This is a genomic window from Citrobacter sp. wls615, assembly GCF_005281355.1.
GTDB lineage: Bacteria > Pseudomonadota > Gammaproteobacteria > Enterobacterales > Enterobacteriaceae > Citrobacter > Citrobacter werkmanii.
The window spans coordinates 1-26,318 of record NZ_SZXM01000003.1 but is presented as its reverse complement, the minus strand read 5'-3'; the positions used below and the strand labels follow the sequence as shown (position 1 = coordinate 26,318).

30 protein-coding genes, 1 tRNA gene and 5 pseudogenes are annotated in these 26,318 nt (G+C 52.4%); 17 read left to right on the top strand and 19 right to left on the bottom strand.

The window, feature by feature from the left end:
* The 8 genes from FDX04_RS00280 to dinB all read left to right on the top strand — a co-directional run bounded on the left by FDX04_RS00280 (position 1) and on the right by dinB (position 6,419).
* Entirely contained in the window at positions 1 to 318 is a 318-nt protein-coding gene (locus FDX04_RS00280) for a flagellar protein FliT (RefSeq protein ID WP_137370306.1), read from the top strand.
* Positions 315 to 1,490: a flagellar hook-length control protein FliK gene (locus tag FDX04_RS00275; protein WP_137370305.1), complete on the top strand. Its 1,176-nt coding sequence runs from the start codon at positions 315 to 317 to the stop codon at positions 1,488 to 1,490. Before FDX04_RS00280 ends, FDX04_RS00275 begins: the two co-directional genes overlap by 4 nt.
* 7 nt (positions 1,491 to 1,497) lie before the next feature.
* A complete protein-coding gene (gene fliL, locus FDX04_RS00270) occupies positions 1,498 to 1,968 on the top strand; it encodes a flagellar basal body-associated protein FliL (RefSeq protein ID WP_061383066.1) in 471 nt (156 codons plus the stop codon).
* Positions 1,969 to 1,988: 20 nt separating this feature from the next.
* Positions 1,989 to 2,705 (top strand): FliA/WhiG family RNA polymerase sigma factor, encoded by a 717-nt coding sequence (locus FDX04_RS00265; RefSeq protein WP_137370304.1) that lies wholly within the window; start codon positions 1,989 to 1,991, stop codon positions 2,703 to 2,705.
* A gap of 29 nt (positions 2,706 to 2,734) precedes the next feature.
* The gene (motA, locus tag FDX04_RS00260) at positions 2,735 to 3,598 is read left to right on the top strand and encodes a flagellar motor stator protein MotA (RefSeq protein ID WP_006685923.1); all 864 of its coding nucleotides are present in this window, start codon (positions 2,735 to 2,737) and stop codon (positions 3,596 to 3,598) included.
* A 2-nt stretch (positions 3,599 to 3,600) separates the two neighbouring features.
* Positions 3,601 to 4,599, top strand: a complete 999-nt coding sequence (gene lafU / locus FDX04_RS00255) for a putative lateral flagellar export/assembly protein LafU (RefSeq protein WP_137370303.1) — start codon at positions 3,601 to 3,603, stop codon at positions 4,597 to 4,599.
* Between the two features lie 56 nt (positions 4,600 to 4,655).
* Positions 4,656 to 5,297: a DNA primase gene (locus FDX04_RS00250; RefSeq protein WP_079225382.1), complete on the top strand. Its 642-nt coding sequence runs from the start codon at positions 4,656 to 4,658 to the stop codon at positions 5,295 to 5,297.
* Between the two features lie 66 nt (positions 5,298 to 5,363).
* Positions 5,364 to 6,419 (top strand): DNA polymerase IV, encoded by a 1,056-nt coding sequence (gene dinB / locus FDX04_RS00245; RefSeq protein ID WP_137370302.1) that lies wholly within the window; start codon positions 5,364 to 5,366, stop codon positions 6,417 to 6,419.
* 102 nt (positions 6,420 to 6,521) lie between these two features.
* On the opposite strand, the gene pepD is transcribed toward dinB, so the two are convergent.
* Positions 6,522 to 7,979 (bottom strand): cytosol nonspecific dipeptidase, encoded by a 1,458-nt coding sequence (gene pepD, locus FDX04_RS00240; RefSeq protein ID WP_137370301.1) that lies wholly within the window; start codon positions 7,977 to 7,979, stop codon positions 6,522 to 6,524.
* 261 nt (positions 7,980 to 8,240) lie between these two features.
* Here pepD and gpt point away from each other — a divergent pair, with 261 nt between their 5' ends.
* The 3 genes from gpt (at position 8,241) to crl (ending at position 10,503) form a co-directional block, all read left to right on the top strand.
* Entirely contained in the window at positions 8,241 to 8,699 is a 459-nt protein-coding gene (gpt, locus tag FDX04_RS00235; RefSeq protein WP_038637683.1) for a xanthine phosphoribosyltransferase, read from the top strand.
* 100 nt (positions 8,700 to 8,799) lie between these two features.
* The gene (gene frsA, locus FDX04_RS00230; protein ID WP_079225374.1) at positions 8,800 to 10,044 is read left to right on the top strand and encodes an esterase FrsA; all 1,245 of its coding nucleotides are present in this window, start codon (positions 8,800 to 8,802) and stop codon (positions 10,042 to 10,044) included.
* 57 nt (positions 10,045 to 10,101) lie between these two features.
* Complete coding sequence (gene crl, locus FDX04_RS00225; RefSeq protein ID WP_061383058.1) at positions 10,102 to 10,503, top strand: sigma factor-binding protein Crl; 402 nt, start codon at positions 10,102 to 10,104, stop codon at positions 10,501 to 10,503.
* 56 nt (positions 10,504 to 10,559) lie between these two features.
* Here the strand turns inward: crl and phoE are convergent, their stop codons facing one another.
* Positions 10,560 to 11,615 carry a phosphoporin PhoE gene (phoE, locus tag FDX04_RS00220; RefSeq protein WP_042310379.1) on the bottom strand — a complete coding sequence of 352 codons (1,056 nt, stop codon included), beginning with the start codon at positions 11,613 to 11,615 and terminating at the stop codon, positions 10,560 to 10,562.
* 289 nt (positions 11,616 to 11,904) lie between these two features.
* Between phoE and proB the strand changes: the two genes are divergently transcribed.
* The 3 genes from proB to FDX04_RS00205 all read left to right on the top strand — a co-directional run bounded on the left by proB (position 11,905) and on the right by FDX04_RS00205 (position 14,459).
* Positions 11,905 to 13,008 (top strand): glutamate 5-kinase, encoded by a 1,104-nt coding sequence (gene proB / locus FDX04_RS00215; protein ID WP_003031373.1) that lies wholly within the window; start codon positions 11,905 to 11,907, stop codon positions 13,006 to 13,008.
* A gap of 11 nt (positions 13,009 to 13,019) precedes the next feature.
* Complete coding sequence (gene proA, locus FDX04_RS00210) at positions 13,020 to 14,270, top strand: glutamate-5-semialdehyde dehydrogenase (RefSeq protein ID WP_137370300.1); 1,251 nt, start codon at positions 13,020 to 13,022, stop codon at positions 14,268 to 14,270.
* A 113-nt stretch (positions 14,271 to 14,383) separates the two neighbouring features.
* A tRNA-Thr gene (locus FDX04_RS00205) sits at positions 14,384 to 14,459 on the top strand.
* Positions 14,460 to 14,840: 381 nt separating this feature from the next.
* On the opposite strand, the gene ykfI is transcribed toward FDX04_RS00205, so the two are convergent.
* From ykfI to FDX04_RS24370, 12 genes and pseudogenes are all read right to left on the bottom strand, one after another.
* Positions 14,841 to 15,182: a type IV toxin-antitoxin system toxin YkfI gene (gene ykfI / locus FDX04_RS00200; RefSeq protein ID WP_000854680.1), complete on the bottom strand. Its 342-nt coding sequence runs from the start codon at positions 15,180 to 15,182 to the stop codon at positions 14,841 to 14,843.
* A 20-nt stretch (positions 15,183 to 15,202) separates the two neighbouring features.
* Positions 15,203 to 15,520 carry a type IV toxin-antitoxin system antitoxin YafW gene (gene yafW / locus FDX04_RS00195; protein WP_000070396.1) on the bottom strand — a complete coding sequence of 106 codons (318 nt, stop codon included), beginning with the start codon at positions 15,518 to 15,520 and terminating at the stop codon, positions 15,203 to 15,205.
* A gap of 18 nt (positions 15,521 to 15,538) precedes the next feature.
* A complete protein-coding gene (locus FDX04_RS00190) occupies positions 15,539 to 15,760 on the bottom strand; it encodes a DUF987 domain-containing protein (RefSeq protein WP_000691994.1) in 222 nt (73 codons plus the stop codon).
* An 8-nt stretch (positions 15,761 to 15,768) separates the two neighbouring features.
* The gene (locus FDX04_RS00185) at positions 15,769 to 16,245 is read right to left on the bottom strand and encodes a RadC family protein (RefSeq protein WP_000811693.1); all 477 of its coding nucleotides are present in this window, start codon (positions 16,243 to 16,245) and stop codon (positions 15,769 to 15,771) included.
* A 15-nt stretch (positions 16,246 to 16,260) separates the two neighbouring features.
* Positions 16,261 to 16,719, bottom strand: a complete 459-nt coding sequence (locus tag FDX04_RS00180) for an antirestriction protein (RefSeq protein WP_000211838.1) — start codon at positions 16,717 to 16,719, stop codon at positions 16,261 to 16,263.
* A 97-nt stretch (positions 16,720 to 16,816) separates the two neighbouring features.
* On the bottom strand, positions 16,817 to 17,056 hold the full coding sequence (locus FDX04_RS00175; RefSeq protein ID WP_137370299.1) for a DUF905 domain-containing protein: 240 nt from the start codon (positions 17,054 to 17,056) through the stop codon (positions 16,817 to 16,819).
* Between the two features lie 76 nt (positions 17,057 to 17,132).
* On the bottom strand, positions 17,133 to 17,600 hold the full coding sequence (ykfB, locus tag FDX04_RS00170) for a protein YkfB (RefSeq protein ID WP_001547765.1): 468 nt from the start codon (positions 17,598 to 17,600) through the stop codon (positions 17,133 to 17,135).
* A gap of 28 nt (positions 17,601 to 17,628) precedes the next feature.
* On the bottom strand, positions 17,629 to 18,066 hold the full coding sequence (locus FDX04_RS00165; RefSeq protein WP_137370298.1) for a YfjS/YafY family lipoprotein: 438 nt from the start codon (positions 18,064 to 18,066) through the stop codon (positions 17,629 to 17,631).
* Positions 18,066 to 18,302, bottom strand: a complete 237-nt coding sequence (gene ypjK, locus FDX04_RS00160; protein WP_001144031.1) for a protein YpjK — start codon at positions 18,300 to 18,302, stop codon at positions 18,066 to 18,068. The genes FDX04_RS00165 and ypjK overlap by 1 nt, the downstream gene beginning before the upstream one ends.
* A 40-nt stretch (positions 18,303 to 18,342) precedes the next feature.
* Positions 18,343 to 19,044 (bottom strand): WYL domain-containing protein, encoded by a 702-nt coding sequence (locus FDX04_RS00155; RefSeq protein WP_137370297.1) that lies wholly within the window; start codon positions 19,042 to 19,044, stop codon positions 18,343 to 18,345.
* A gap of 216 nt (positions 19,045 to 19,260) precedes the next feature.
* Positions 19,261 to 20,079 carry a DUF932 domain-containing protein gene (locus FDX04_RS00150; RefSeq protein WP_137370296.1) on the bottom strand — a complete coding sequence of 273 codons (819 nt, stop codon included), beginning with the start codon at positions 20,077 to 20,079 and terminating at the stop codon, positions 19,261 to 19,263.
* Positions 20,080 to 20,574: 495 nt separating this feature from the next.
* Positions 20,575 to 20,820, bottom strand: a pseudogene (locus FDX04_RS24370) (transposase).
* Positions 20,821 to 20,836: 16 nt separating this feature from the next.
* Here FDX04_RS24370 and FDX04_RS00140 point away from each other — a divergent pair.
* Positions 20,837 to 21,450, top strand: a pseudogene (locus FDX04_RS00140) (IS630 family transposase); the annotation flags it as partial.
* A 308-nt stretch (positions 21,451 to 21,758) separates the two neighbouring features.
* Here the strand turns inward: FDX04_RS00140 and FDX04_RS00135 are convergent.
* On the bottom strand, positions 21,759 to 22,361 hold the full coding sequence (locus FDX04_RS00135; protein WP_137370295.1) for a DUF6448 family protein: 603 nt from the start codon (positions 22,359 to 22,361) through the stop codon (positions 21,759 to 21,761).
* A gap of 232 nt (positions 22,362 to 22,593) precedes the next feature.
* Here FDX04_RS00135 and FDX04_RS00130 point away from each other — a divergent pair, with 232 nt between their 5' ends.
* Positions 22,594 to 23,745, top strand: a complete 1,152-nt coding sequence (locus FDX04_RS00130; protein ID WP_032180275.1) for an AraC family transcriptional regulator — start codon at positions 22,594 to 22,596, stop codon at positions 23,743 to 23,745.
* A 127-nt stretch (positions 23,746 to 23,872) separates the two neighbouring features.
* Here FDX04_RS00130 and FDX04_RS24365 read toward each other — a convergent pair whose 3' ends face one another.
* The 4 genes and pseudogenes from FDX04_RS24365 to FDX04_RS00115 form a co-directional block, all read right to left on the bottom strand.
* Positions 23,873 to 24,121, bottom strand: a complete 249-nt coding sequence (locus FDX04_RS24365; RefSeq protein ID WP_223307989.1) for a DUF905 family protein — start codon at positions 24,119 to 24,121, stop codon at positions 23,873 to 23,875.
* Positions 24,101 to 24,454, bottom strand: a pseudogene (locus FDX04_RS24360) (TA system toxin CbtA family protein); the annotation flags it as partial. The gene FDX04_RS24365 and the pseudogene FDX04_RS24360, both read right to left, overlap by 21 nt.
* 56 nt (positions 24,455 to 24,510) lie before the next feature.
* Positions 24,511 to 24,894, bottom strand: a pseudogene (locus FDX04_RS00120) (DUF932 domain-containing protein); the annotation flags it as partial.
* Positions 24,895 to 24,985: 91 nt separating this feature from the next.
* Positions 24,986 to 25,849 carry a GTPase family protein gene (locus FDX04_RS00115; protein ID WP_001581464.1) on the bottom strand — a complete coding sequence of 288 codons (864 nt, stop codon included), beginning with the start codon at positions 25,847 to 25,849 and terminating at the stop codon, positions 24,986 to 24,988.
* Positions 25,850 to 26,064: 215 nt separating this feature from the next.
* Here FDX04_RS00115 and FDX04_RS00110 point away from each other — a divergent pair.
* A pseudogene (locus FDX04_RS00110) lies at positions 26,065 to 26,244 on the top strand (IS5/IS1182 family transposase); the annotation flags it as partial.
* Positions 26,245 to 26,318: the final 74 nt, after the last annotated feature.

The window sequence follows — 26,318 nt, the reverse complement described above, 5'->3', positions numbered from 1 at the left end:
ATGGAAAGAGAGCGTCAACAACAGCAGCTTTATGCCCTGGTGGCGGCGATGAACGATGCCCTGGATCAAAAACGGTGGCGTCGATTACCGGGGCTGCATCAGCAGGCGATGCGTGACTTTCATGCCTATGCTGCCTGGGAAACTGACGCCGAGTCGCTACGGGAAGTGAAGAGCAGACTGCTGGTCGCGTTTGAGGCATTAATTGCGCGGCGAACGCAGCGTGCGGAAGAACTCAAAGCGCGTATGGAGAAACATCAGCAAAACCAGGAAGGAATGCTGGCGTATTCAATGGTTAATTTAATTTCGGAGAAGGCATGAATCCTGTATTACTGGCCTCGGTCAGTGCGTCGGCAGAGGCCACACCGGAAAAGGCGACTATTTCGGCGTCGGCGGCCCCTGCAAGCAGCGGCACATTTTCTTTACCCCAGTCGGGGCTTAACGCCGCGGCTGAGCGGCTGATTGGCGCAAAACCGAGTCATCAGCTGACATCGGCGGCTGCACATAAATCAGACGATGCGAATCCGGCAGCCATGCAGGCATTGCTGGCGATGCTACTGGCGCAACCGACTCAGGCGGCTCCTGCTGGAGTACAGAAGCAACCTGATGGTGAAATGCTGAAAATGCTGGCGCAGGTGCAAACCACTCATTCGGGAGCATCGCTGCTGCGCCAACTGGCGAGCGCCATGGCCCAGCCGGAAAAAGCGTCCACGCCATCGGCTGAGCAGCATACAACCGACTTATCGTCACTGCCGCCTAAGCTGCAAACGTTATTGGCGTCTCTCAGTGAGGATTTGCCGCCAGCAACCCCGGATCAACAGGCTAAGCTGGCGACGTTTTCCGCCCAGGATCTGCGTGCGATTGCGCCGGAGCCTGCGTCACTCTCGTCCACCCAACAAATTTCTGCTCGGGTGAAAGCAACCCAGAACGCCAGTCCGCGCCCGGTGGTGGAGAGAAAAACCGCTGGAGTGACGGTTAACCCGGCGCTCTCTACGCAAAGTTTGCTCACTACCGCGGCGCAGGGAAATCAGCCGGTGAATCCGCTGACTGACCATAACATCGTGTCAACGCAAGCGTCCTCGCCAGTGACGATGTCAACGGAGGAACTCGGGGAGAAACTCACCGCGCTCCTCAAAGACAGAATTCAGTTCCAGCTTGGTCAGCAACAGCAGGTATCAACCATTCGTCTTGATCCTCCTTCGCTGGGCAAACTGGAAATCGCCGTGCAACTGGATGCAGGCAAGCTGATGGTTCACATCGGCGCAAATCAGAGCGATGTCTGCCGCTCATTGCAACAATTTAGCGAGAACCTCCGCCAGCACCTGACGGCGCAGAACTTCATGGAAGTCAATGTTCAGGTCTCTTCCGAGGGGCAATCGCAACAGCAGCAAAAGCAGCAGTCAGGTCATCAACAGGATGAGGTGACGTCGGCGTTAACGCTTAACGATGAACCTCAATTTCAACAAAACGAATCCATTCTGATCAAAGTGTAAGAGCAAGATGAAGAAAATTGTTATCGCGTGTGTGATCAGCTCCGTTGTGGCTCTGGGTATTGCGGGGGGCGCAGGATGGGGCATTTATCATTCTATGAATAAGCGAACTACGGCTGCAGCAGAGGTTCCTGCCCATGAAGCGGAAGACAGCCAGGATGAATCCAGCAGTATTTTTGTCTCTCTGCCGGAAACGGTGGTTACGCTGCATGATGATGAAGGGGGCGATCGCTATATGGTCGCTGAGCTGGTAATGGTCGTTGATTCAGAGAAAGACGCTGAAAAAATTAAGAAGGACGAACCGCTTTATCAAAGTATTACCGTAGATGAGCTCTCGAATATGAAATATGAAGATATTCGGGCGCTGAAGATCTCCGATATCAGAAAGAAAGTATTTGAGAATCTGAAAGTCGAATTAGCGAAACGCAAAATGGCGACACCTTATAAGGACATATTGGTGAAAAAAGTCGTGTTCCAATAAGCGACAAGCCAGGAAATAACATGATACAGGATGCTTACGAGTCAGAAGACTTTAATGCCACGCCCGTGCTTACGCCAAAGCAAGAGAGCCATTATTTACAGGCTTATCTACCTTTGGTGCGCAAAGTGGTGCGTCAACTTGCGCCGCAATGTACCTGCGTTATGGACAGGCAGGACATGGAACAAACGGCGCTGATGGGATTGCTGAACGCGATTCGCCGCTACGGTCAGCCAGACGAAGGTTTTGCCGGTTATGCTGTCCACCGCATACGCGGCGCAATTCTGGATGAGCTGCGCAGCCTCGACTGGCGGCCTCGCCAGTTAAGGCAAAAATACCATCAGATTAAAGATTTGATTCGTGATGCGCGCACACAGCTTGGGCATGAACCCTCATGGGAGGAGTTGTCCCGGTTGGGATTATCGTTTGAGGATTATCAGGAATATCAACAGTTGGAAGGCGCCGAAACGCTGGCCAGTCTGGATGAATTACTGAATGGCGATATGCCGATTGCACCGCTCGAAGGGCGGGGGCTTGAGGAGCAATTCGTCACCCAGGAAATGTTGAGTTACGCCCTGAGCCAACTCAGCGAAAAAGAGAGTCTCGTGCTCTCAATGTATTACCAACACGATATGAATTTAAAAGAGATCGCGCTGGTATTAGGGCTGACCGAAGCCCGAATTTGTCAAATGAATAAAAAAATCACGCACAAGATTCGTGATTGTTTATATCCAGACTAACAATTCCGAATCAACATGCGGAGGACGTAATGCAAAAGATTTTTGGTTTATTAGTGGTTTTGGGCTGCGTATTTGGCGGCTACTTTGAGGCTGGTGGGCAGTTAATTGCTATTTGGCAGCCAGCAGAAATTATTATTATCGTCGGTGCTGGTCTGGGGGCGATGATTATTGGTAACCCGGTACATGTCCTGAAAGAGATCGCCCACCAGATTAAAGGGGTGATCAGTAAAAAGAAAATGGGACCGGAGTTTCAGCGTCAGCTACTGATGTGCCTGTATGAGCTGCTGGAAATGGTGCAGAACGGTGGTCTGCGTATGCTGGATCAGCATATCGAGCAGCCGGAAGAAAGCACCATTTTCCAGAAATACCCGCTGGTGCTGACTCAGAAGCGACTGGTGACATTTATCGCCGATAATTTCCGTCTGATGGCGATGGGAAAAATCGATGCCCATGAACTGGAAGGGATCCTCGATCAGGAACTGGATACCGCCGAAGAGTCTTTGTTAACCCCTTCGCGCTCCTTGCAGCGTACCGCCGAGGCGATGCCCGGATTCGGCATTTGTGCTGCGGTATTGGGGATTATTATCACCATGCAGTCTATCGATGGCTCCATTGCGCTTATCGGTTTGAAAGTGGCGGCGGCGTTGGTGGGGACATTCTTAGGGGTATTCATCTGTTATTGCCTGATGGACCCGCTGGCAAACGCCATGGAACAGCAGGCGCGGGCAGAGCATTCGCTGCTCGAATGCGTTCGTACCGTGCTGGTGGCGCAAGCGGGCGGTAAACCGACGCTACTGGCGGTCGATGCTGGCCGTAAACTTCTCCATCTGGCCTCTAAACCCACTTTCGCCAATCTGGATGCGTGGGTTAATGCGATGCTGGAGCAGGAATAAGCATGAGGAAGGGGCCAAATCGTCGCGATCGCGGCGCGAAAACCACCATTATCCGCCGACAAATTAAAAAGAACCATGCAGGTCATCATGGCGGGGCGTGGAAGGTCGCCTTTGCTGACTTTACGCTGGCGATGATGGCGCTGTTTATGACGCTGTGGATTGTGAACAGCGTCAGCAAGGCTGACCGTGAAAATATCGTGGCGGCGCTGCATGGTCAGTCAATCTTTAACGGTGGCGGTATGGCGCCGTTGAACAAGCTGGGCAAGCAGCCGATAGCGCCAGGCGCGCAGAAGAAAAACGTCACGCGCAACAAGCTTGATAAAACCGTGAATCCACAGGAGACGGCGAGGATCACGGAAGAGAACGCTAAAAAGGCGCTGGACGTGAACGAGAAAACGGCGTTACTGAAACAAAAATCAGCCCAGGAGCTAGGCGAGCTGGCGACCGACATTAACGTCATTGCCCGCAATGCGCATATGGAGACCAACCTTGAAATGGAGATTGTTCCTCAGGGGTTGCGCGTTCTGATTAAAGATGATCAGAACCGTAATATGTTTGAACGCGGTAGCGCCAAAATTATGCCGTTCTTTAAATCGCTGCTGGTTGAGCTGGCCCCTGTGTTTGACTCGCTGGACAACAAGATCATCATTACCGGGCATACGGACGCGATGAGCTATAAGAGTAACATTTACAACAACTGGAACCTGTCAGGCGACCGCGCATTGTCGGCCCGTCGTGTGCTGGAAGATGCCGGAATGCCGCAGGATAAAGTTATGCAGGTCAGCGCTATGGCCGACCAAATGCTGCTGGATGCGAAAAATCCGGAAAGCGCCGGCAACCGTCGCATTGAGATTATGGTATTGACGCAAAGCGCTTCCGATACGCTGTATCAATATTTTGGTCAGCATGGCGAGAAGGTTGTGCAACCACTGGTTGATAAGCTCGACAAACAAAAGCAGGTGACTTCTTTACGCCAACATTCTGCTCCCGTCGCTCATTAATTCTGTTCCCCGTCCCCCACGCAATGTGGGGGTAAATTATCCCGCAGGAAGGCAATATGATAGATATAGCCCATATTATTCCATTGGATATTCATACTGATAACGTCACGGATGTGGCCTGTCAGGGCGCGCATTTCGACAAAGTTTCCGGGATCTGGTACATCGAACCCCATGAGCTAAACGAGGCGCTTCGTGACTATGTCTACAACACCGATAGTTTTAACATCGTCGCGCCGTACTATCTGGTGATTACCTCGAAGATGCACTGCTGGAACTGCCACCAGCTTACCCATATTCACGGAGTGATGTTTACCCGGTTTATCAGAAAAGATCAGGATGGCAAAGGCTGGCAATCTATTCGACGGAATACCTTTCTGTTCCACATTAATTCTCTGCCTGAAGAGATAAAAAAGAACATCAAAGCCAGCAATTACTATCTGGATAAAAGTAAAACCACCGGGCTACGTTACTGGATGAATCATTGTGAAATTTGTGGAGAGCGTCTGGGCGACTACGAGCTTTTCTGCGTGGAAAATGACGCCTTTCGCCTGATGACGATCGAAAAATTGCTGCGAGCAAAGATTCGCAAAGTGAATAAGCTTTTTGTCAGTACGGCGGGCAATCCAGCGGAGCATACGAAAACGGATATTGTGCGTTACCTGTGTGATGCGCGCTTCGTTATGAATGGTCCTGCGTAAGGCATAATCAGACTTCTCACACTATAAAAATACTGTATACTTAAACAGTGTTGTGGGAGGCGAGTGATGCGCAAAATCATACATGTTGATATGGACTGTTTTTTCGCAGCGGTGGAAATGCGTGATAATCCAGCCCTGCGCGACATTCCCATTGCTATCGGCGGCAGTCGTGAACGCCGGGGGGTTATCAGCACTGCCAATTATCCGGCGCGTAAATTTGGCGTGCGTAGCGCAATGCCGACCGGAATGGCGTTAAAACTGTGCCCGCATCTCACGTTATTGCCTGGTCGATACGAGGCTTATAAAGAAGCCTCCCGCCAGATTCAGGCGATCTTCTCCCGTTATACCTCGCTGATCGAACCTCTTTCGCTGGATGAAGCCTATCTGGATGTGACCGACAGCGCTCACTGTCACGGTTCCGCCACGCTGATAGCGCGGGAGATCCGCCAGACGATTTTCAACGAGCTACAGTTAACCGCCTCCGCCGGGATTGCGCCGGTTAAGTTTCTGGCAAAAATAGCCTCCGATCTCAATAAACCCAACGGACAATATGTCATTACCCCCGCCGATGTTCCTGAATTTCTCAGAACGCTGCCGTTAGGGAAAATACCCGGCGTTGGCAAAGTTTCTGCCGCTAAGCTGGAAGCGATGGGGTTGCGTACCTGCGAGGATGTTCAAAAATACGACCTGGCCATGTTGCTCAAACGTTTTGGTAAGTTTGGTCGCGTGTTGTGGGAACGCAGCCAGGGCATTGATGAGCGCGACGTCAACAATGACAGACTGCGCAAATCAGTCGGCGTCGAGCGTACGCTGGCAGAAGATATTCATGAATGGGCTGAATGTGAGGAGATCATTGAGCGGCTTTATCCTGAACTGGAACGACGTCTGGCAAAGGTAAAACCGGATCTGTTGATCGCCCGGCAGGGAGTAAAACTCAAGTTTAATGATTTTCAGCAAACCACGCAGGAGCACGTCTGGCCGCGCTTAAGTAAAGATGACTTAATTGCGACGGCGCGCAAAACCTGGGATGAACGTCGGGGAGGGCGGGGCGTGAGGCTGGTGGGATTACACGTTACGCTGCTGGATCCACAGCTGGAAAGACAGCTACTGCTGGGGATTTGACTCTGATGTATTGCCGGATGGCGGCATAAACGCCTTATCCGGCCTACAAATCAGCATGTAGGCCGGATAAGCGCAGTGCCATCCGGCATTTATTACAGAGACTTACTTCGCCGGAATCGACTTCAGCAGTTCAGTGAGAAGCGTCCAGTAGTGGCCGACGCTTTCAATATGAACTTGCTCATCCGGGGAGTGCGGACCGGTGATGGTTGGCCCGATGGACACCATGTCCATCTCCGGATACGGTTTCTTGAACAGGCCACATTCCAGACCGGCGTGGATAATCTGGATGTTCGGCGTTTTGTTGAACAGACGCTGATAGGTTTCGCGAACCAGGTGCATAACCGGAGAGTTAGCATCCGGCTGCCAGCCAGGATACGCGCCTTTGGCTTCGGTTTTGGCACCGGCGAGCTTGCCCAGTGAATCCAGCATGCTTACCACGTAGTCTTTACCGCTGTCGATCAGCGAGCGAACCAGGCAGTGGATCTGTACATTATCGTCAGTCATGGTCACGACACCGACGTTCAGGGAGGTTTCCACCACGCCTTTCGCTACGTCGGAATTGCGGATCACGCCGTTCGGGGTGGCGTTCAGTAGACGAACAAAGCTATCGCGAGACTGTGCGGTCAGCGCGGCTTTATCGTTGGCAACAGCATCCAGAAGCAGAGCCAGATTCTTCTCTTTGGCTTCCAGTTCGTTTTTCAGGATGTCCTGGTAAGTGTTAACCAGCGCTTTTAACGCATCAACCTTATCAGTAGCCACGGCGAGGGTCGCAAAAGCTTCACGTGGAATCGCGTTACGCAGCGTGCCGCCGTTGAAATCAATCAGACGCAGATCCAGCTCTTCAGCGTGGCCCGCCAGGAAGCGTACCAGCAGCTTATTTGCGTTACCGAGGCCTACGTGGATTTCGCCACCGGAGTGACCGCCTTTCAGACCTTTTAAGGTCAGTTTAAAGCTCTGGAAACCAGCCGGAACCGCCTCACGGGACAGTGGCAGGTTTGAGGTAAAGTCGATACCCCCAGCGCAACCCATGTAGATCTCACCTTCTTCTTCAGAGTCGGTATTGATCAGGATATCTGCCTGCAGCCAGTTAGCCTGCAGACCGAACGCGCCATCCATGCCCGCTTCTTCGGTCATAGTCAGCAGCACTTCCAGCGGACCGTGTACCACGTTGTCATCCGCCAGGACGGCCAGCGCGGACGCCATACCGATGCCGTTATCCGCACCCAGCGTGGTGCCACGGGCTTTCACCCATTCGCCATCAATATAAGGTTGGATAGGATCTTTGGTGAAGTCGTGCACGGTGTCGTTGTTTTTCTGCGGGACCATATCCAGGTGCGCCTGCAGAACGACCGGTTTGCGGTTTTCCATGCCTGCAGTGGCAGGTTTGCGAATCAGGATGTTACCGACCTGGTCGCGCTCGACGTGAAAACCTTTCTCCTGGGCCCAGCTCAGAATGTGTTCAGCGAGCTGCTCTTCATGGTAGGACGGATGAGGAATAGAACAGATTTTGGCAAAAATATCCCACAACGGTTGCGGGGATAATTGAGACAGTTCAGACACGTTGAGTCTCCTTGGCGATGTCCTACAAAACTTGCTTGCAGGGCACGGGGTTAGCTGAATAAAAAACACCACAAGTCAGGCTTGCGCGATGCGATTGAGAATACCACTTTCTCCGCTGACGGCTAGCATAAAGCATGCAAAAAGAGGCGTGGATTCTGCGAAACACTGGTTTTTAGTGCGTCAGATCTCTATAATCTCGCGCAACCTGGTTCACCCTCAATTTATTAATTAGCCGTAGATAAACAGGCTGGGACACTTCACATGAGCGAAAAATACGTCGTCACCTGGGACATGTTGCAGATCCATGCACGTAAACTGGCAAGCCGCCTGATGCCTTCTGAACAATGGAAAGGCATTATTGCCGTTAGCCGTGGTGGTCTGGTGCCGGGCGCATTGCTGGCGCGTGAATTGGGTATTCGTCATGTCGATACCGTATGCATCTCCAGCTACGATCACGACAACCAGCGCGAGCTGAAAGTGCTTAAGCGTGCTGAAGGCGACGGTGAAGGTTTTATCGTCATCGACGACTTGGTTGACACCGGCGGCACCGCGGTTGCGATCCGCGAAATGTATCCTAAAGCGCATTTCGTCACTATTTTCGCTAAGCCGGCAGGTCGTCCGCTGGTAAATGATTATATTGTTGATATCCCTCAGGATACCTGGATTGAGCAGCCTTGGGATATGGGCGTAGTGTTTGTCCCGCCGATCTCTGGTCGCTAATCAGCAACGCTTTCAACGCCTGGCTATGCCGGGCGTTGTTCTTTATTAATCCCCATCAGGTTACACTATGCCTTAATGAGTATTCATGGAGGCTGCAAGAATGTCACAAGCTAACCTCAGCGAAGTCCTGTTCAAACCCCGCTTCAAACACCCTGAAACGTCTACGCTGGTTCGTCGTTTTAATCACGGCGCGCAGCCGTCCGTACAATCTGCTCTGGATGGCAAAACAATCCCACACTGGTATCGCATGGTGAATCGCCTGATGTGGATCTGGCGCGGCATCGATCCGCGTGAAATCCTCGAAGTACAGGCGCGTATCGTGATGAGCGAAGCCGAACGCACGGATAAAGAGCTCTACGACACGGTCATTGGTTATCGTGGCGGGAACTGGATCTATGAGTGGGCAAAGCAGGCGATGGAATGGCAACAGAAAGCGTCTATGGAGGAGGATCCGCAGGTGAGCGGGCGCCACTGGCTGCATGCCTCTACGCTGTACAACATTGCCGCTTATCCGCACCTGAAAGGCGATGAGCTGGCAGAGCAGGCGCAGGCTCTGGCCAATCGCGCCTATGAAGAAGCCGCTCAACGGCTGCCGGGCACGCTGCGTGAGATGGAATTCGCGGTCGCTGGCGGCGCGCCGATAACCGGCTTCCTGCATATGCCAAAAGGCGAGGGGCCGTTCCCGACGGTACTGATGTGCGGCGGTCTCGATTCCATGCAAACGGACTACTACACCCTGTATGAGCGCTACTTTGCTCCGCGCGGTATTGCCATGTTGACGCTGGATATGCCGTCGGTCGGATTCTCATCAAAATGGAAACTGACTCAGGATTCCAGCCTGCTACATCAGCATGTATTAAAGGCGCTGCCTAATGTCCCGTGGGTGGATCACACCCGCGTGGCGGCCTTCGGTTTCCGTTTTGGCGCTAATGTGGCGGTACGCCTGGCGTATCTGGAGTCGTCACGGCTGAAGGCGGTGGCCTGCCTGGGACCGGTTGTACATGCGCTGTTGAGTGACCCGCAGCGTCAGGCAAGCGTCCCGGAAATGTATCTTGACGTTCTGGCCAGCCGCCTGGGGATGCATGACGCTTCCGATGAAGCGCTGCGCGTTGAGCTTAATCGCTATTCATTAAAAGTGCAGGGACTGCTCGGTCGACGCTGCCCGACGCCAATGCTGTCGGGGTTCTGGAAAAATGACCCGTTTAGCCCGGAAGAGGAGTCGCGTTTAATCACCTCGTCATCTTCTGACGGTAAGCTGCTGGAGATTCCATTCAACCCGGTGTATCGCAATTTTGACAAAGGACTGCAAGAAATAACCAAGTGGATCAATCAGAGATTGTGTTAAAAGTTTGCTAAATTTTATCGATTTGGTAAAACAGGAGCTTCACCTAAGGAGATCGTAATGACGTTACCGAGTGGGCATCCGAAAAGTAGATTGATCAAGAAATTCACCGCGCTTGGCCCGTACATCCGGGAAGGGCAGTGCGAAGATAATCGCTTTTTTTTCGATTGTTTGGCTGTTTGCGTCAACGTGAAACCCGCCCCTGAGAAACGCGAGTTCTGGGGCTGGTGGATGGAGCTTGAGGCGCAGGAAAAACGCTTTACCTACAGCTATCAGTTTGGTTTGTTTGATAAAGATGGCAACTGGACGGCGGTGCCGGTGAAAGAGACTGAAGTGGTAGAGCGACTGGAATACACCTTACGTGAGTTTCATGAAAAATTACGTGGGTTGTTAACGTCGCTGGATTTGGCGCTGGAGCCTGCTGACGATTTTAAGGATGAGCCGGTTAAATTAACCGCATAATGAGCAGTAAAATGCCGGATGGCGGCGCAACCCCATCCGGCATTTTTTATCCTAAATCAGAACTGATAAACCATACCGACAGCAACGATATCATCATCGTTGATGCCCAGTTTATTGTCGCTATCCAGCTGGTTGATTTTATAATCGACAAACGCGGACATATTTTTGTTGAAATAATACGTAGCGCCAACGTCGATATAATTCACCAGATCCTCATTGCCGACGCCTTCAATATCTTTACCTTTTGACAGCACATAACCCAGTGACGGACGCAGACCAAAGTCAAATTGGTACTGAACAACCGCTTCGAAGTTCTGTGTTTTATTGGCGAAGCCGCCGGAAATCGGCGTCATATTGCGCGTTTCAGAATAGAACGTCGCAATATAGATATCGTTAGCATCATATTTTAAACCCGTTGCCCAGGCTTCTGCTTTATCGCCTGTACCGCGAGTTTGCAGATTCTGCTGATTGGTACGATCGGAGTTGGTATAAGCGCCGCTTACGGCGAAATCGCTACCGCCAAAGTCATAGGTAACGGATGTACCAAAACCATCGCCGTTCTGTTTTTTCACATCGCGATCCTGGTTTTTACCCTGATATTGCAGGGTCAGATCCAGTCCATCCACGACGCCGAAGAAGTCGGTGTTACGGTAAGTCGCCAGGCCGCTGGCGCGTTTGGTCATAAAGTTATCGGTCTGCGCAGATGAATCGCCGCCGAATTCCGGGAACATATCGGTCCACGCTTCTACATCGTACAGCGCGCCCAGGTTACGACCATAATCAAACGAGCCAAGATTTTTTAATTTCAGACCGGCAAAGGCCAGACGTGTTTTTTGCTGGTTGGAATCACTTTCAGCTTTATTGCCAGCGAACTCTGCTTCCCAGCGACCGTAACCCGTCAGTTCATCATTAATTTGCGTTTCGCCCTTAAAACCTAAACGGATATAGCTTTGGTCGCCGTCCTTGCTGTCATAATCCGTCATGTAATGCATGGCTTTCACTTTGCCATACAGATCCAGTTTATTGCCGTTCTTGTTATACACTTCAGCTGCCTGTACGGATGCCGACGCCACAATCCCCATCACCACTAATGCCAGAGTGCTCTTTTTCATTTTCATTCCTGATTAAAAGTACGCGCTAATATTCACTGGGTGTGATCCCCGTTAAAAGACAGGAAGGTTTTTAACGTCTGGCAATGAACGTTTTATGACAAAGTAAGAATATTTTTAAAAAAGAGTGTTTTTATGTTTCTGTAATCAATGCGTCAAAATCTGCCGCTACGCTTGCTGATCCTGCGCAATAAAATTTCATGCTTTGTGCGCTGGCTGTTGGCAACCGGGACCAGTCCTGCTAAAACGTTCGTTTGATATCATTTTTCCCAATTTTGAATGGCAGAGAATCATGAGTGACAGCCAGACGCTGGTGGTAAAACTTGGCACCAGTGTGTTAACGGGCGGATCGCGCCGCCTGAACCGTGCCCATATCGTAGAACTGGTTCGCCAGTGCGCGCAGCTTCATGCCGCAGGGCATCGTATTGTTATCGTTACCTCAGGCGCGATCGCCGCCGGGCGTGAGCATCTTGGTTACCCTGAGCTCCCGGCGACGATAGCCTCGAAACAGCTGTTGGCGGCGGTAGGGCAGAGCCGATTGATTCAACTGTGGGAACAGCTGTTCTCCATTTACGGTATCCATATCGGGCAGATGCTGCTGACGCGTGCGGATATGGAAGACAGAGAGCGCTTTCTTAATGCCCGCGATACCTTGCGCGCGCTGCTGGACAACAACATCGTTCCTGTCATCAATGAGAATGACGCGGTGGCGACCGCCGAAATTAAAGTCGGCGATAATGACAATCTCTCGGCGCTGGCGGCGATTCTGGCCGGAGCCGATAAGCTGCTGCTGCTGACCGATCAGCAGGGACTGTTCACCGCCGATCCGCGTACCAATCCGCAGGCGGAGCTGATTAAAGACGTTCACGGTATTGACGATGCGTTGCGCGCCATTGCCGGCGACAGCGTTTCTGGCCTGGGAACGGGCGGCATGGGCACTAAATTGCAGGCCGCAGATGTCGCGTGCCGCGCCGGAATCGACACTATTATTGCCGCGGGCAGCAAGCCGGGCGTGATTGGTGATGTGATGGAAGGTGTTTCCGTTGGGACGCGTTTTCATGCTCAGGCCTCTCCGCTGGAAAACCGTAAACGCTGGATTTTCGGCGCGCCGCCTGCCGGGGAAATTACCGTCGATGAGGGGGCTACCGCTGCGATCCTGGAACGCGGCAGTTCATTACTGCCAAAAGGCATTAAAAGCGTGACAGGCAACTTTTCTCGTGGTGAAGTGATTCGTATCTGCAATCTCGAAGGGCGTGATATCGCCCACGGCGTGACCCGCTATAACAGCGACGCGCTTCGCCGTATTGCCGGACACCACTCACAGCAGATTGACACCATCCTTGGCTATGAATACGGCCCGGTTGCTGTCCATCGCGACGACATGATTACCCGTTAAGGAACAGGCATATGCTGGAACAAATGGGCATTGCTGCCAAAGCTGCGTCATACAAGCTGGCGCTGCTCTCCAGCCGCGAAAAAAATCGCGTGCTGGAAAAAATAGCCGATGAGCTGGAAGCGCAAATGGAAAGTATCCTTAGCGCTAACAAGCAGGATGTAGAACAGGCGCGTGAAAATGGTCTGAGCGAAGCGATGCTCGACCGCCTGGCACTGACCCCTGCGCGCCTGAAAGCGATTGCTGATGATGTGCGTCAGGTGTGTAATCTTGCTGACCCGGTCGGGCAGGTGATTGACGGGGGCCTGCTGGATAGCGGCCTGCGTCTCGAGCGCCGTCGCGTCCCGCTGGGCGTGATTGGCGTGATTTATGAAGCGCGTCCTAACGTTACCGTTGATGTTGCCTCCCTGTGCTTGAAAACCGGTAATGCGGCGATCCTGCGCGGCGGGAAAGAGACTTACCGGACTAACGCCGCGACCGTGGCGGTGATCCAAAAGGCGCTGGAAGCCTGCGGTTTACCCGCAGCAGCGGTGCAGTCGATCGACAACCCGGATCGCGCGCTGGTCACTGAAATGCTGCGTATGGATAAGTACATCGATATGCTGATCCCACGCGGTGGCGCGGGCCTGCACAAGCTGTGTCGTGAGCAGTCGACTATCCCGGTCATCACCGGCGGCATAGGCGTGTGTCATATTTATGTGGATGATTCTGCTGAAATCGCTCCAGCGCTGAAGATTATCGTCAACGCCAAAACCCAGCGTCCGAGCACCTGTAATACCGTGGAGACCTTGCTGGTGCATCAGGATATCGCTGAGCATTTCCTGCCTGCGTTAAGCCAAAAGATGGCGGAAAGCGGTGTTACGCTGCACGGCGACGAAATCGTGATGCAGGTACTGCATGGCCCGGCCAAACTGGTGCCGCTGAAACCGGAAGAGCTGGATAACGAGTTTCTGTCTTTGGATCTGAACGTTGTGGTGGTCGAAAATATGGATGGTGCTATCGCGCACATTCGCGAACACGGCACCCAGCACTCAGACGCTATCCTGACGCGCACGCTCTGCAACGCCAACCGTTTCGTGAATGAAGTTGATTCTTCTGCCGTGTACGTGAATGCTTCCACCCGTTTTACCGATGGCGCCCAGTTTGGACTGGGGGCTGAAGTGGCGGTGAGTACGCAAAAACTGCACGCGCGTGGCCCAATGGGACTTGAAGCACTGACCACCTATAAGTGGATTGGCTTCGGCGACGACACGATTCGTGCGTAATTGAAACCGGGTGATGCAAAAATAGGCGTTTGATTCGCAAGGCCATTGACGCATCGCCCGGTTAGTTTTAACCTTCTACCCGTGCTCACATTCGTGGACATGTCCTTTTCAGGGCCGATATAGCTCAGTTGGTAGAGCAGCGCATTCGTAATGCGAAGGTCGTAGGTTCGACTCCTATTATCGGCACCATTAAAATCAAATTGTTACGTAAGATCTTATCATTCTCCCACCAAAAAATTATCTTAATGTAACAGCTGGTGTAAGTAAATTCTATCAACGAAGATCAATCTTATCTACTGACCAAAAAGGCCTGATAGGGCTTCGCTCACTATACATCCTTGGCTGCAGGTTTAGTTGTACACCACTCCTAAATTTAATGTGTTGGCAATGTGTTCAATAAAGCTCGAACAAATTAGCTCATTATGATCGGTTAATACTTCAACTTCTGGTTGCATGATTGTTTGTCCGTAAAAAGATAACGCGCCTGCCGGGTAGTAGCAGGCGCATTACGCAATAGGTAAACAAGGGAGGAAGTTCAGAAATGTAAATCGGGAAGGTTGTACGCAATGTTCATCGTACTACGTTGTTACGGCTTTGCCGCAACAAGCCAGTTGCCTGCCGCGCTCGCAGAATGTCTGCAGCCCGGAGATAAGGAGATTGTTCCTGCCAGCTAAATCCCTTCCTGTCGATACGAACCAGCTCGTATTTTTCTACCAGAAAATTCACGGCATCGGCTAGGGTGATACCGGCATCGATGTGTTCCTTAATCACAGCCTCATTGCAGAATGGCGTGTCGTTTATTGTCAGACCATAGTGCTGTTCCAGCAGACGTGTCAGTAACATTTGCCAGACAGCCACGGGTGACAGGCAGGGCTTCACCGCCCGCTGAGTTGTTGCAGGTAAAGTTTTCATGTTTGCTCTCGTGTAGGTAATTAACGCTGAGTGGGGTAAATGGCGATGTATACGTAGCCGCAACTGCCAAGGGTGTCGGCTTCGCAGGTTAAATCGTTGTGGTACAGGGTAACGCAGTGGGCATGGTGGGGGCTGAGTTCACCGGTGGTCAGCATCGATTCCATCTGGCGGATAAAGTGCGGGAATGTTTCATCCAGCTTCCGGCATTCGATGTCACTGAACTTGCCGGTGATGCTGGCCCGGTCAGCCAGATAATGCAGTCGGTTGCCTTCCTGCACCAGACGGGCTCCCAGGCGCAGTGTAATCTCCCGCTGCAGGCCCCTGGTAGGGTTGCTCATTACAGTTCTCCACTATTGTCAGTTCAGGGTGATGCTCATCAGGCAGGTATAGGGCCCATTGCGGTCCTGGCGGCGTTCGGCGTATACCGCGAGGACTCCGGCGATATCCGGAACGTCCCTGCCGGTGTAATGACAGACGCTACCGTGCCACTGGTATTTGCCGGTGCAGTAGCGAAAGATTCGGGACTCAGGATGCTGGCGGTATATCGTCATTGCCCTGCGTTTACTGATAATTTTCATGTAATACCTCAAAGCAGACCGTGTTCTGCGAACGAATAGATTTGCCTGCCACCGACAATCAGATGGTCAGGGACACGGATATCCACCAGCTGAAGCACCTGAACCAGTCGCTGCGTGAGGGTTTTGTCGGCCTGGCTAGGTGTCGTCTCGCCGGAAGGATGGTTATGCGCGAGTATCACCGCCGCCGCGTTGAAGTGCAGAGCACGTTTGACCACCTCCCGGGGATGCACCTCGGTGCGGTTAATCGTGCCGGTGAAGAGCGTTTCATGGGCAATCAACTGATTCTGGTTGTCCAGATACAACACCCGGAACTCTTCCCGCTCAAGCGCGGCCATATGCAGTCGCAGCCATTCACGTACGGCGTGGGTAGAGGTGAAGGCTACGCCGGGCTCATGCAGGTGGCGGTCCAGAGCCCTGAGCGCCCGCTGAATGAGACGCCGGTCCTGTGGCGTCATCTCGCCGGGTAAAAAGGAAAGCTGTTTCATCTGTTGCTCCTTCGGTCAGTCGATAATACGCAGAATGGCGTGAGCCTCTGGATGTTGCATGGCATACTCCCGCAGGCGGTAATAGTGTGCGGTCATCGCGTCACATTCTGTACGGCAGGCATGGTGGCTATACGCAATCAGGCAGACAGCAATACCTGCTGCTTCTGCACTCATTTGGGCATCGTTACCGTTCAGGCAGTTAAACAGACGCCATGTCTCATCGTTGTCAGGCTCGGGGGACATAAATGCGCCGCCATTGCTGAGGGTGTAGAACGACCAGATACCACCGCTGTAGCCCTCACAGAAGCGGTCCATCCAGGCGAAGATATGCGGCTCCAGGAGTAGCCACTGCGGGATAGCGCCAAAGTACTGTGGCCAGAAATCGATACGCTGTTCATCGGGGACCGGCGTGACGGTCAGTTCAAATTCGGGTTGGTTAGCGGGTGCGAGGTCGTGCTGCGTCTGTGTTGTCATGGGTATGTCTCCGTCAATAAAAACGCCAGCGGCGATGGCTGGCGTATGGGGATATAAAGTGTGTTCGGGGAGGTGAATGCGGGTAAATGCTTCGCGATCAGCGGGTGGCCGTGTCTGTACGGATGCCTGAGGTGCGGATATAGCGGTTAAGACCTTCACCGGCATCCGGCTCAAAGTTCCATGCCCGCCAGACCATCCGGCCTTCAGTATCACGAACCACCAGACGGAAGTGACTGCCCTGGTCGTCTTCGCGTGTGATATTGCTGTACGTGGTAGTGACCGCTTGCGCTTGTCTCCGGGTGAAAGGCCCCGGTGGCAGCAACACGGATTGGGTCATTTTCGGGCTCCTGATAAAAGAAAACCCCGGCAGCCTGCTAGCTGTCGGGGTGGATTTGCTGGGGAAGATACTACTATCAGTCGTTGCTGCAGTCTCCGAGAGTGGACAGAACTTTCTCAGCGTTCTTCCGGTCCGCAGTGAAGGTCCCTGCTTTGTGGTCATTGACGTAGACGTCGAACTGCCCGGCCTCAGAGATATTGCTGATGAAGTCAAACCAGGCGTTATCGCCGTTACGCCAGCCCAGGCTGGAAGGAATAATGTACTGCTGGTGATCCATCACTACGGTGATAGTAGTGTCGTCATCGTGCGAACTGACCATCTTGTCATCGGCAAGGGTAAGAAAGACTGAATGCTGATAGAAACCATTCTGGTCCGGGTTCCCTGTGCAGTTGATGGTAAACGTCTTTCCGCTGGCTTCGGTCACGCTGTATTCCGTATTGCCCTGACCGTAACCCTGCTGCCAGAACCCCGGGATAGCAGAGGCATTAAAGCTCGCGAGCAGTACACCCGCCAGCATAAACCGACTTAGTGAAAGTATTGTCATTCTTGTCTCCTTTGTCGTTGTTTTATTCCTAGTTCTCAGGGTTTGAGGGTATCAGCAGTCGCCCCATCAGTTTGCCGTCATGGGCGTACTCAAAGTATTTTTCTTTGGTATACGGGTCCGTCACCTCCTGGTATTCCAGTTTGATGTTATCGGCAATACACAGCGCATTCATCAGTGGCTGGACGGTTTTTTCCTGCATATCCACGAGGTAGTAGTAACTGCCATCCTCGCAGCCATCGGGCGACTGGCGGGTACGTAAGACCTGCAGGGTGAGACCTGATGAAAAGCCAACCTGTGACCATTCTTCGCTGACATCATCCTGCCGACTGACCACATCGCTGAAGCGCGGAGGCGTGAGGTCCTTAAATTTACTGATAGCTTTCAGGTCATCACTCCTGTCATCGCAGGCGCTCAGAAACAGAGTGGTGGCAACCATCGCCAGCAGAGGTAGTGTTTTACATTTCATTATTTTTTCCCTGAAATCAGACGTACCACTTTGGCAAATACATAAATGCCGACGAAAATACCCACCGGCACGCCGACAAACGGTGTCAGCGCGACACTGGCAGCACCGGCTGCGCCACCTCCCGTCAGCAGTGCGGCAACAGTGGCAAGGGTCAGGGCCGCGAGACTGTCGGACACCCCGGTTTTATTCAGAATGATGACGATGACAACAATGGCGATAATGGCAATAACGGGCATAGGGCTCCTCCCTGTTGCCGGGTTGATAACAACGCTTGCGCTATTCTGGTGAGCTGTTGGCCGGAACAAACGTAAGCAGTGACTGCTGGATAAAGCGAAAATGGGGTAAGGACTGAATAAAGCCCGGGTCTTCAACAAGACGACACAGACTGTCGTTACGCCGGAAAGTCTCCTGCAGGGGCTGAACCAGATGGATTTCATCCAGGGTGAATACGGCGATATGTCCGTCGTGCTCTGCCACCAGATACCAGGCCTGCTGGTGGATGAGTAACCGACAGGGAGCCAGCCGCTCACAGCGCTGCTCCTCGGCAATCAGCGTTACCCGCCTGCGCCCGGTAATGGCCTGAATCAGTCTCCAGAAAGACAATGCTCCTGAAGGCGAAGGAACCGGCCTGGCTGGTGCTATAACGCAGGGAGACTCATCGCACATCAGCAGTGCGTTCACCAGACGGCGGTCAAAGCCAGGAAAAAGACCGGCCATCCCGCTGCGATGGGCAAAGATAAGCACGTCGGGCACCATCTGCGTCTCACTGCCTGCTGTGCGTAAGCGGCAGTATCCGGACTGATACTCCAGGTCCAGATACATCAGTCTTTCACGAAAATCACGCCGCAACGTGCGCACCGACACACCAAACTCAGCCGCCAGTTTGCGCACGCTCAACGTTTCACCCGCAACCAGACGGCTGATTATCAGTGACAGCCTGACAGCCAGCCGGTCATGGCGGCGTTCTGCCTGTGTCATGAGAGGTTCTCCAGGGAAGTTAACTGACTGAAAATGATGTGATTACTTTAAACAGGGGGGCGGACAGGGTATGGACAACGCAGAAACTATTTTTTATTTCTGCAAAAGCCAGATGTAACGGGGGTTAAAAGCTATAACCGGGGGATTGAGGCACACGAGCACATAGCGATGCGGACAGGTGGTGTCCGATATTAACAACGTGGCAACATGAAACGTCTACTGCAGTTGCGTGAGCAGTGTTTCTGCCATCACCCACAGCGCACGGTTAAGCTTCACGTCCCCGTCAATGCCACGTACGGCACGGGTATGCGTTCGTCCGCCTTTAGCATTACGCCCGCTGAGTCCGCCCTTAATCAGGTTTTCCTGAATCCGCTGATAGATGGTCCAAAGGTCATTGCTCTCATCCTGCCAGCGGCGCGGGGAGAGTATCTGCGATTCAGTAACCGGCTGGTGGTCTTCACCAAAGCGGTATGTGAGAGCGGCTTTTGCCAGTGCCTGCTGTGCCGGAGGCGGCAACAGCAACGACTGCATGGCATCCCGTTTCTCCTCCACCCGGTCAAAAATCCCCAGTACCTCATACGCGCCTTCAATCACCTGACTCACCACGTCCCCCTTGTGCGGCACCCGTACCTCGCCAAACGACTCGCCACAGACAAGGCCGTTCTGACAAACCGCACGAAATAGTCCCGGCAGCATCTGGTACGAACTGCTGCCATCGTGAGAGTTGAGCAGGATTATTTCCGGCACCTGCTTACCGGTTATCTGTCCCTCACGCCGTAGACGCAGCATATGCTTGGTGTGTTCGCGACGCTCCGGATCACGCACACGGGTCTGACAGGCAAAGAATGGCTGGAAGCCTTCTCGCTGCAGGCTGTCGAGCAGGGAGATGGTGGGGATATAGGCATATCGTTCACTGCGGGAGGTATGCTTTTCTTCACCGAACACGCTGGGGGTATGCTGCATCAGTTCTTCATGGGTAAGGGGGCGGTCGCGGCGTATCAGATTAACGCGACCAAAACGGCTGGCTAATTTCATGGGGTTTACCTTTATGGATGACATAAGCGAAAACGCCCTGCTCGTAAGAGCAGGGCGTCAGGGAAAATAGTGATGTGGCGAAGATAAGGATTTTATGCTTTCTGTAGTGGCACAAATTTACTGTGCCATATATGGACGTCCCGCGTTTTGCAAGCCCTGAGTTGATACGGTTTGCTGCAATATATCCGGCGTCGTTAGTGGGTCTGATGACCCGCGCCATGATGTCATCCGCACCCTGTTTCCTAATCACTACATCGGTATGTTACTACCTCGGCACAGTTCAGGCTGTTACAGGGTTGGTTTACCGTTCTCTCATCAGTATCTGCAAACTCAGGAGGAATTGTCTCTCCGGATACAACAATGCTTAGCTCATAGCGAAAGCCCTGTTGATATTAAAACTTGTTGATTCGGTCAGTAAGCGCCAGACGATGCGAGTCAGTTTATTGGCCAGCGCGACCGTGGCTTTCATTTTTCCCCTTCGATCGGTGAGGTGCTTCAGCCATATACCCAATGCATCATCGCCCAGTGCATAACCGAGCGGGCACCATGAATAATTAAGGTTCTGAGGCCACGATTCCCATTTTTGGTCATGGATGACAGGCTGCTTTTCCCACCTGAACTACGTTGTCTGGGAACCAGACCACATCAGGTGGATAGTTGTCGCCCGTTAGAAAACTGCTCCGCATTCACTTCACTCAGAAAAGCTGCCGCAATAAGTGGGCCAATCCCCGGTATTGTCATCAGTACTTTATATTTGGGTTGTTGCTGGCGCAGAGCGGCACCGACGCTGTGTATCCGTGACCCGCATAAAGATGAAAAAATGGCCGCAATCCATAAAGCGCTGGACAAATGCAGCGCAGAGCACCCGGTCTTTTATGAGGATGAGGTGGATATCCATCTCAATCCAAAAATCGGCGCGGACTGGCAGCTACGCGGGCATCAAAAACGCATAGTAACCCCGGGGCAGAATGAGAAATATTATCTGGCCGGGGCGCTGCACAGCGGTACAGGAAAAGTCAGCTATGTGGGCGGCAACAGCAAAAGTTCATCTTTATTTATCAGTCTGTTAAAACATCTGAAAGCGACATACCGGCGAGCGAAAACAATCACGCTCATCGTGGATAACTACATCATCCATAAAAGCCGTAAAACTCAGGGCTGGCTGAAAGCAAACCCGAAGTTCGGGTGATTTACCAGCCAGTTTACTCGCCGTGGGTGAACCACGTAGAGCGGTTGTGGCAGGCGCTGCACGACACGATAACCCGCAATCATCAGTGCCGTTCAATGTGACAGTTGTTGAAAAAGGTCCATCATTATATGGAAACCGTCAGCCCATTCCCGGGGGGACAACATGGGGTGGCAAAAGTGTAGCGGTATTAAGCGCAGCTATTTAGTTCACGGTATTCTTGCCTGTAGCAGCCTCTATCCGTGACGATTCAGCATCATTGGCGTATGCACGTCGAAATTCTCTGATGTACTCATTAAGTTTGCGGACCTTTAGCCCGTTCAACCGCAGAGCTCTGAGTTTTTTCGTCCATAAATTTACTTACATCCGTTGTCGGAATGAACATATCAAAAACAGGTAATTACATAATTTTAATTACAATCCTCCAAATCCCGCTGGGCGTTATCGTGGTGATTCAGAGATGCCGCAAGGGCATCTCTGGCGGACATGATAATTAGTGCTGATGTTCCATCTCAGGCGATCCTCCTGCCGCCATTCCGTTCACTTCTTCGACAAAATGTATGTAGTCAACGTAGTCATTCACATATCCACGTCCCTGTTTAACCGATTGATTCACTTGTTGCTTACTTTGTTCAGCTTTAGCAAATTTTTCCCGGAGAGCATGCTCAACATTGGCAGTCACCTTCGCCACCAGGCTATCAACATTGCCGGCGTTGAGTGCGGCATCTGCCTCTTGTACAACCACGGGAATATGGCCTGCCGGTTTTACACCGGTAAAGGGCGCGCCTTCCGCCTCACGGTGAACACGTACCAGAGTGGTGAAGAGCTGCTGATCGGCCTTCTCCTGAGCGGCCTGACTGCCACCTTGTTTGCTTATTGCCTCGTCAAACGCCTTCCTGACGGTATCTTCACGGTTTTCTGGCACCCATTTTAATAACGGGGTAACATCATGCGCCTGGAGCGCGCTTTTAGCCTCGGTAATCACCGGTCCATCCATGCCGTCGCAGTGGGCGAACGCCGTTGTGCTTATCGTCATTCCCGCAAGGATCACGATGCTCGCGCACAGGGTAGTTCTGATGTTTTTCTGCTTTTTCACAATAATGCTCCCGGGTCTTTTTCGACCTGTTCATCTGCTTTTTGGGGATGTTAATCGACGTAGGATTTCAGACCCTCTGCCGATTTGACATCAGAGTACTGGCTTGAAATCAGGGCGTCGTTCGAATTGGTAAAGTCGAACCTACAAAGCGCAAAGTCGAACGTTCCGCTAACAAGAGGCAGAGCGGAACCCGTTCTTTATGTCTCGTTTTGAATGATTGGAGCCGTAATACATGCTGATTGAGCTATCCGTTTTTCTTCTGGCAGCAGGAATAATGCAGGCTGTATTGCTTTCTGTTTTTCTACTTTTGCCGTCCAACATTGTACAAACCAGCAACCGGCTATTGGTGGTCGTCCTGCTGACCGTCGCCGCCGGTTTTGGCGAGCTTTTACTTTACGGAAGCGGTGTAAGTTTTTCACACCCAAACTACGCTTATATCGGTACGCTCATCTCTCTGCTTCAGCCGCCAGCTATCTATCTGTATACCCGATCGCTGATGTATTGCCGTTTTCAAATTCGGCTCATTCATGCCGTACACTTAATCCCGTTCGCGGCTGGCCTGATTGTGTTTTTCACACTATATGTTCCGCTACCTGAGTCGGAAAAAATAACAATATTACAACAACAGGATTTACCAGGAATGCCGGAACCTCTGCCCCTTGCGTTGGTCTATCACGGGGTATTTCTCGGTTGGTTGGGCTATTCGCTCGGCCGCTTGCAGTCATTTAATTCGGATATCCAGCGTCTTTATTCTGATATCGCCCGCCAGCAAATACTCTGGCTCCGCTTCCTGCTGTCGGGTTACGCGGGGCTGTGGATCGTCAGTATCATTTGCTGCCTGTTTTTCTATCTGTTCAGGCTAACCGATCAAACCACCTGGATACTGCCTGTTGTCAGTATGGCGGGGTTTGCGTTCATTAATACATTGCTGATCTGCGCACTGCGACAGCCCGCTGCGTTTATGGGGCTAACGCAGGAAGATGAAACCCTGCTGGTGGATATTCAGCCGGTTAAAACGCTGTTGTTACCGGAGTCAAAACAGGTAGATAACGTGGTGGATTTTATGCGTCGGAATCAGCCGTTTCTGGATTCCACCCTCTCCTTAAGCCAGCTTGCGCGCCAGATAAAACTTTCACCGCACGATCTCTCCGCCATTATCAACAATGGATTTCAGCAGAACTTTTTTACCTTTATCAGCGAGTACCGCATAGAGTATGCCAAAAAGTTACTGGCCACGCCGGGAGATAAGCGGACCATTCTTGATATTATGTATGCTTCGGGTTTTAATTCTAAATCGGTATTTAATACTGCATTTAAGAAGCAAACAGGTGTGACACCCACAGAATATCGTCGGCAACATTGTCTACAAACAGTACTCCGATGACCTATTTTTTAATGCCTGGATACGCTTGGATAAAGAAGCATGGGTCGGACTTTCCACCAACAAAGAACAGTCAGTTGTTCAGGTTGAGATCCGCCAGCCCTGCCCCAGACGGGCCAGCGGCGTGCTGTCAGCGTTTTTTCACACCGTAGCGCTGCAGGTGGGTGTTCAGGTCATGACCAGCACCGGGCTCAAAGTTCCATGCCCGCCAGATGAGCTGGCCGTCCGCATCGCGAATGACCAGCCGGAAGTGGGTGTGCTGGTCATCCTCAATGCCAACGTTGATATACAGGGCGGCAGTGGCCTCAGCCTGTCTGCGGGTGAAGGTGCCTGCCGGAAGTGTCCCGTCAATCGGCAGACCTTGCGTGATATCCGTCACCCGCCTGTAATAGCCCCGCTTCAGAAGCCCTGTGGCTTTCCGTGCCCGCAGGACATCCGTGGGGGTGATAAGTGAAGACCGCACCGTGAAACGGAAGCTGCTCTGGCCTGTACGTACTAGGTCATATTTTTCAACAACATCATTCAGGGCATCCGCCAGCGGTATACCGGCCTCAATGTGCTCCTGAATCACGCCATCGCTGCCAAACGGCGTGTCGTTAAGAGTCAGTCCGTAGTGCTGGCTGAGCAGATATCCCAGCAGGAGGCGCCAGATTTCGACGGGGGACAGATGTGACAATGCCGCCCATGATAGTGAATCGGGTGATGTTTTCATATCGGTTATTCCGTAATGCTGAAGGGATGTAAGTGGTGGGGTATTACTGCATGGCTCAGGCCATTACAGCAGACACTACGGAACAGGCCCGGCAGCATCTGGTAGCTGCTGGAGCCGTCATGCGAGTTGAGCTGAATAATTTCCGGAACCTGCTGACCAATGATTTGCCCCTCCCTACGCAGACGCAGCAAATGCTTCGTATGTTCACGACGGCCAGGATCACGTACCCGGGTCTGACAGGCAAAGAATGGCTGGAAGCCTTCCCGCTGTAGACTGTCCAACAGAGATATAGTCGGAATATAGGTATAACGTTCACTGCGGGATTCGTGTTTGTCCTCGCTGAATACGCTGGGCACCACTCGAAACAGCTCCTCACGGGTTAACGGGCGGTCGCGACGGATAAGGTTTGCTGCGCCAAAGCGCGAAGCCAGACGGGTCATAAGCAGACTCCTCATAATGGGAAAACAAATAAAAGAAATCCCCGTCGCATCGGCGACAGGGTTAGGGAAATAACAGGGATGGGTTAAATACTCAGAAGAAGAAATCCCAGACGGCACGGGCCACTGACACCACGGTGGTGCGCACGGCCTGAATGACGGCCCGCACCGGGGCGGGTATCAGGGGAAAGGCACTGATGCTATCGAGTACAGCACCGACGGTTTCACCAAAATCGCTACGCGCCTGTTCCCGGACTACCGTCGTGCGAAAGGAAGGCTGGAGTTGCGACACCACCGGGCTGGTGGCCTCACGTGGCAGGCACTTAATCATTCGCTCGGCCATCACCCGCAGTCCCCACTGAAGACGGACCGACACGGCACACACTGGATGTACGGGCTGGAACAGCTCATGCAGCAGACAGATTTTACGGCTGATATTCTGCTTCTGCTCTTTGGACAATGGCCCCCCACCGCTGGTGGGCTCGACCTTATCCGACTGGCTGATAACAAACAGCACCTTATGCCGGTATGCCTCCCCAATCACCTGATGATAAAAGTGCTCATCCACCGCCAGCGCTCGGTCATCGGCCTTAATTAGCCACAGAACCAGGTCGAGCCGGGGGAGTTGTTCGCGATACAGCGCAGCATACTCGGTATCGCGAGCGCCACTTTCGCCTACACCGGGTAAATCCACGACGGTCATATAGCGCTCGCCAACCTGCAGACGAAAGCGTAAAGGTTCACGGGTGCAGGCGGCCACATCGCTGACCGGTGATACCTCACTGGCAAACAGGGCATTGCAGAGTGAGGATTTACCGGCACCGCTCTTACCCATAATGCCGATCACTGGCTCGTAGTCAGTTAACTGGTTAATTTGTTGCAGAATCCGCTCTGTTACCCACTGCGGTAGGCCGGAAAGCGATTGCTGAAATGACTTCAAACCTTCAGAATTTTTCATTACTACTCCTCTGAAAAATAATACAAAAACGGCAGAGTCGTGAGATTCTGCCGTTAGTCGGGTATGTTCAGAGTGATGATATATATCTGAAGATTTTTTCAATCCCCTGCGCTTGAGGTAGCTGCGCGACTGCTGGCTCAGGCAATGAATGAGCTATAACAGGGGCATTTACTAACAGGGATTTATTGAGAGTATGAGCCGCCGTGATACACCTTAAAATCGGCTACCATCTGCGTTCGTTGGCGGAAACGGCGATGTCGCGGATGAAGATGCAGTTCGGAGAACGGTTGTCGCTGCGTGATTACGATGCGCAGGTGGGCGAGGCAAGGGCGCGGGTGAAGGCGTTGAATAAAATGACACTGATGGGTGTACCGTTCAGCGTGCGGATTGCCTGAAAGAGGGGGAACAAGGGCTTTGCCGCATCTCGAGGTAATGACTCTAACTTACTGATAGTGTTTTATGTTCAGAT

What these genes read in the sequence shown, in the direction of transcription:
- lafU (WP_137370303.1), top strand. Translation starts at nt 3,601, where the DNA reads ATGAGGAAGGGGCCAAATCGTCGCGATCGCGGCGCGAAAACCACCATT.
- FDX04_RS00165 (WP_137370298.1), bottom strand. Translation starts at nt 18,066, where the DNA reads ATGAAATGTAAAACACTACCTCTGCTGGCGATGGTTGCCACCACTCTG.
- ypjK (WP_001144031.1), bottom strand. Translation starts at nt 18,302, where the DNA reads ATGCCCGTTATTGCCATTATCGCCATTGTTGTCATCGTCATCATTCTG.
- FDX04_RS00130 (WP_032180275.1), top strand. Translation starts at nt 22,594, where the DNA reads ATGCTGATTGAGCTATCCGTTTTTCTTCTGGCAGCAGGAATAATGCAG.
- FDX04_RS00190 (WP_000691994.1), bottom strand. Translation starts at nt 15,760, where the DNA reads ATGAAAATTATCAGTAAACGCAGGGCAATGACGATATACCGCCAGCAT.
- gpt (WP_038637683.1), top strand. Translation starts at nt 8,241, where the DNA reads ATGAGCGAAAAATACGTCGTCACCTGGGACATGTTGCAGATCCATGCA.
- FDX04_RS00115 (WP_001581464.1), bottom strand. Translation starts at nt 25,849, where the DNA reads ATGAAAAATTCTGAAGGTTTGAAGTCATTTCAGCAATCGCTTTCCGGC.
- FDX04_RS00175 (WP_137370299.1), bottom strand. Translation starts at nt 17,056, where the DNA reads ATGACCCAATCCGTGTTGCTGCCACCGGGGCCTTTCACCCGGAGACAA.
- fliL (WP_061383066.1), top strand. Translation starts at nt 1,498, where the DNA reads ATGAAGAAAATTGTTATCGCGTGTGTGATCAGCTCCGTTGTGGCTCTG.
- FDX04_RS00265 (WP_137370304.1), top strand. Translation starts at nt 1,989, where the DNA reads ATGATACAGGATGCTTACGAGTCAGAAGACTTTAATGCCACGCCCGTG.
- ykfB (WP_001547765.1), bottom strand. Translation starts at nt 17,600, where the DNA reads ATGACAATACTTTCACTAAGTCGGTTTATGCTGGCGGGTGTACTGCTC.
- frsA (WP_079225374.1), top strand. Translation starts at nt 8,800, where the DNA reads ATGTCACAAGCTAACCTCAGCGAAGTCCTGTTCAAACCCCGCTTCAAA.
- phoE (WP_042310379.1), bottom strand. Translation starts at nt 11,615, where the DNA reads ATGAAAAAGAGCACTCTGGCATTAGTGGTGATGGGGATTGTGGCGTCG.
- proA (WP_137370300.1), top strand. Translation starts at nt 13,020, where the DNA reads ATGCTGGAACAAATGGGCATTGCTGCCAAAGCTGCGTCATACAAGCTG.
- FDX04_RS00185 (WP_000811693.1), bottom strand. Translation starts at nt 16,245, where the DNA reads ATGAAACAGCTTTCCTTTTTACCCGGCGAGATGACGCCACAGGACCGG.
- FDX04_RS00275 (WP_137370305.1), top strand. Translation starts at nt 315, where the DNA reads ATGAATCCTGTATTACTGGCCTCGGTCAGTGCGTCGGCAGAGGCCACA.
- ykfI (WP_000854680.1), bottom strand. Translation starts at nt 15,182, where the DNA reads ATGAAAACTTTACCTGCAACAACTCAGCGGGCGGTGAAGCCCTGCCTG.
- proB (WP_003031373.1), top strand. Translation starts at nt 11,905, where the DNA reads ATGAGTGACAGCCAGACGCTGGTGGTAAAACTTGGCACCAGTGTGTTA.
- dinB (WP_137370302.1), top strand. Translation starts at nt 5,364, where the DNA reads ATGCGCAAAATCATACATGTTGATATGGACTGTTTTTTCGCAGCGGTG.
- yafW (WP_000070396.1), bottom strand. Translation starts at nt 15,520, where the DNA reads ATGAGCAACCCTACCAGGGGCCTGCAGCGGGAGATTACACTGCGCCTG.
- crl (WP_061383058.1), top strand. Translation starts at nt 10,102, where the DNA reads ATGACGTTACCGAGTGGGCATCCGAAAAGTAGATTGATCAAGAAATTC.
- FDX04_RS00155 (WP_137370297.1), bottom strand. Translation starts at nt 19,044, where the DNA reads ATGACACAGGCAGAACGCCGCCATGACCGGCTGGCTGTCAGGCTGTCA.
- FDX04_RS00280 (WP_137370306.1), top strand. Translation starts at nt 1, where the DNA reads ATGGAAAGAGAGCGTCAACAACAGCAGCTTTATGCCCTGGTGGCGGCG.
- motA (WP_006685923.1), top strand. Translation starts at nt 2,735, where the DNA reads ATGCAAAAGATTTTTGGTTTATTAGTGGTTTTGGGCTGCGTATTTGGC.
- FDX04_RS00150 (WP_137370296.1), bottom strand. Translation starts at nt 20,079, where the DNA reads ATGAAATTAGCCAGCCGTTTTGGTCGCGTTAATCTGATACGCCGCGAC.
- FDX04_RS00250 (WP_079225382.1), top strand. Translation starts at nt 4,656, where the DNA reads ATGATAGATATAGCCCATATTATTCCATTGGATATTCATACTGATAAC.
- FDX04_RS00180 (WP_000211838.1), bottom strand. Translation starts at nt 16,719, where the DNA reads ATGACAACACAGACGCAGCACGACCTCGCACCCGCTAACCAACCCGAA.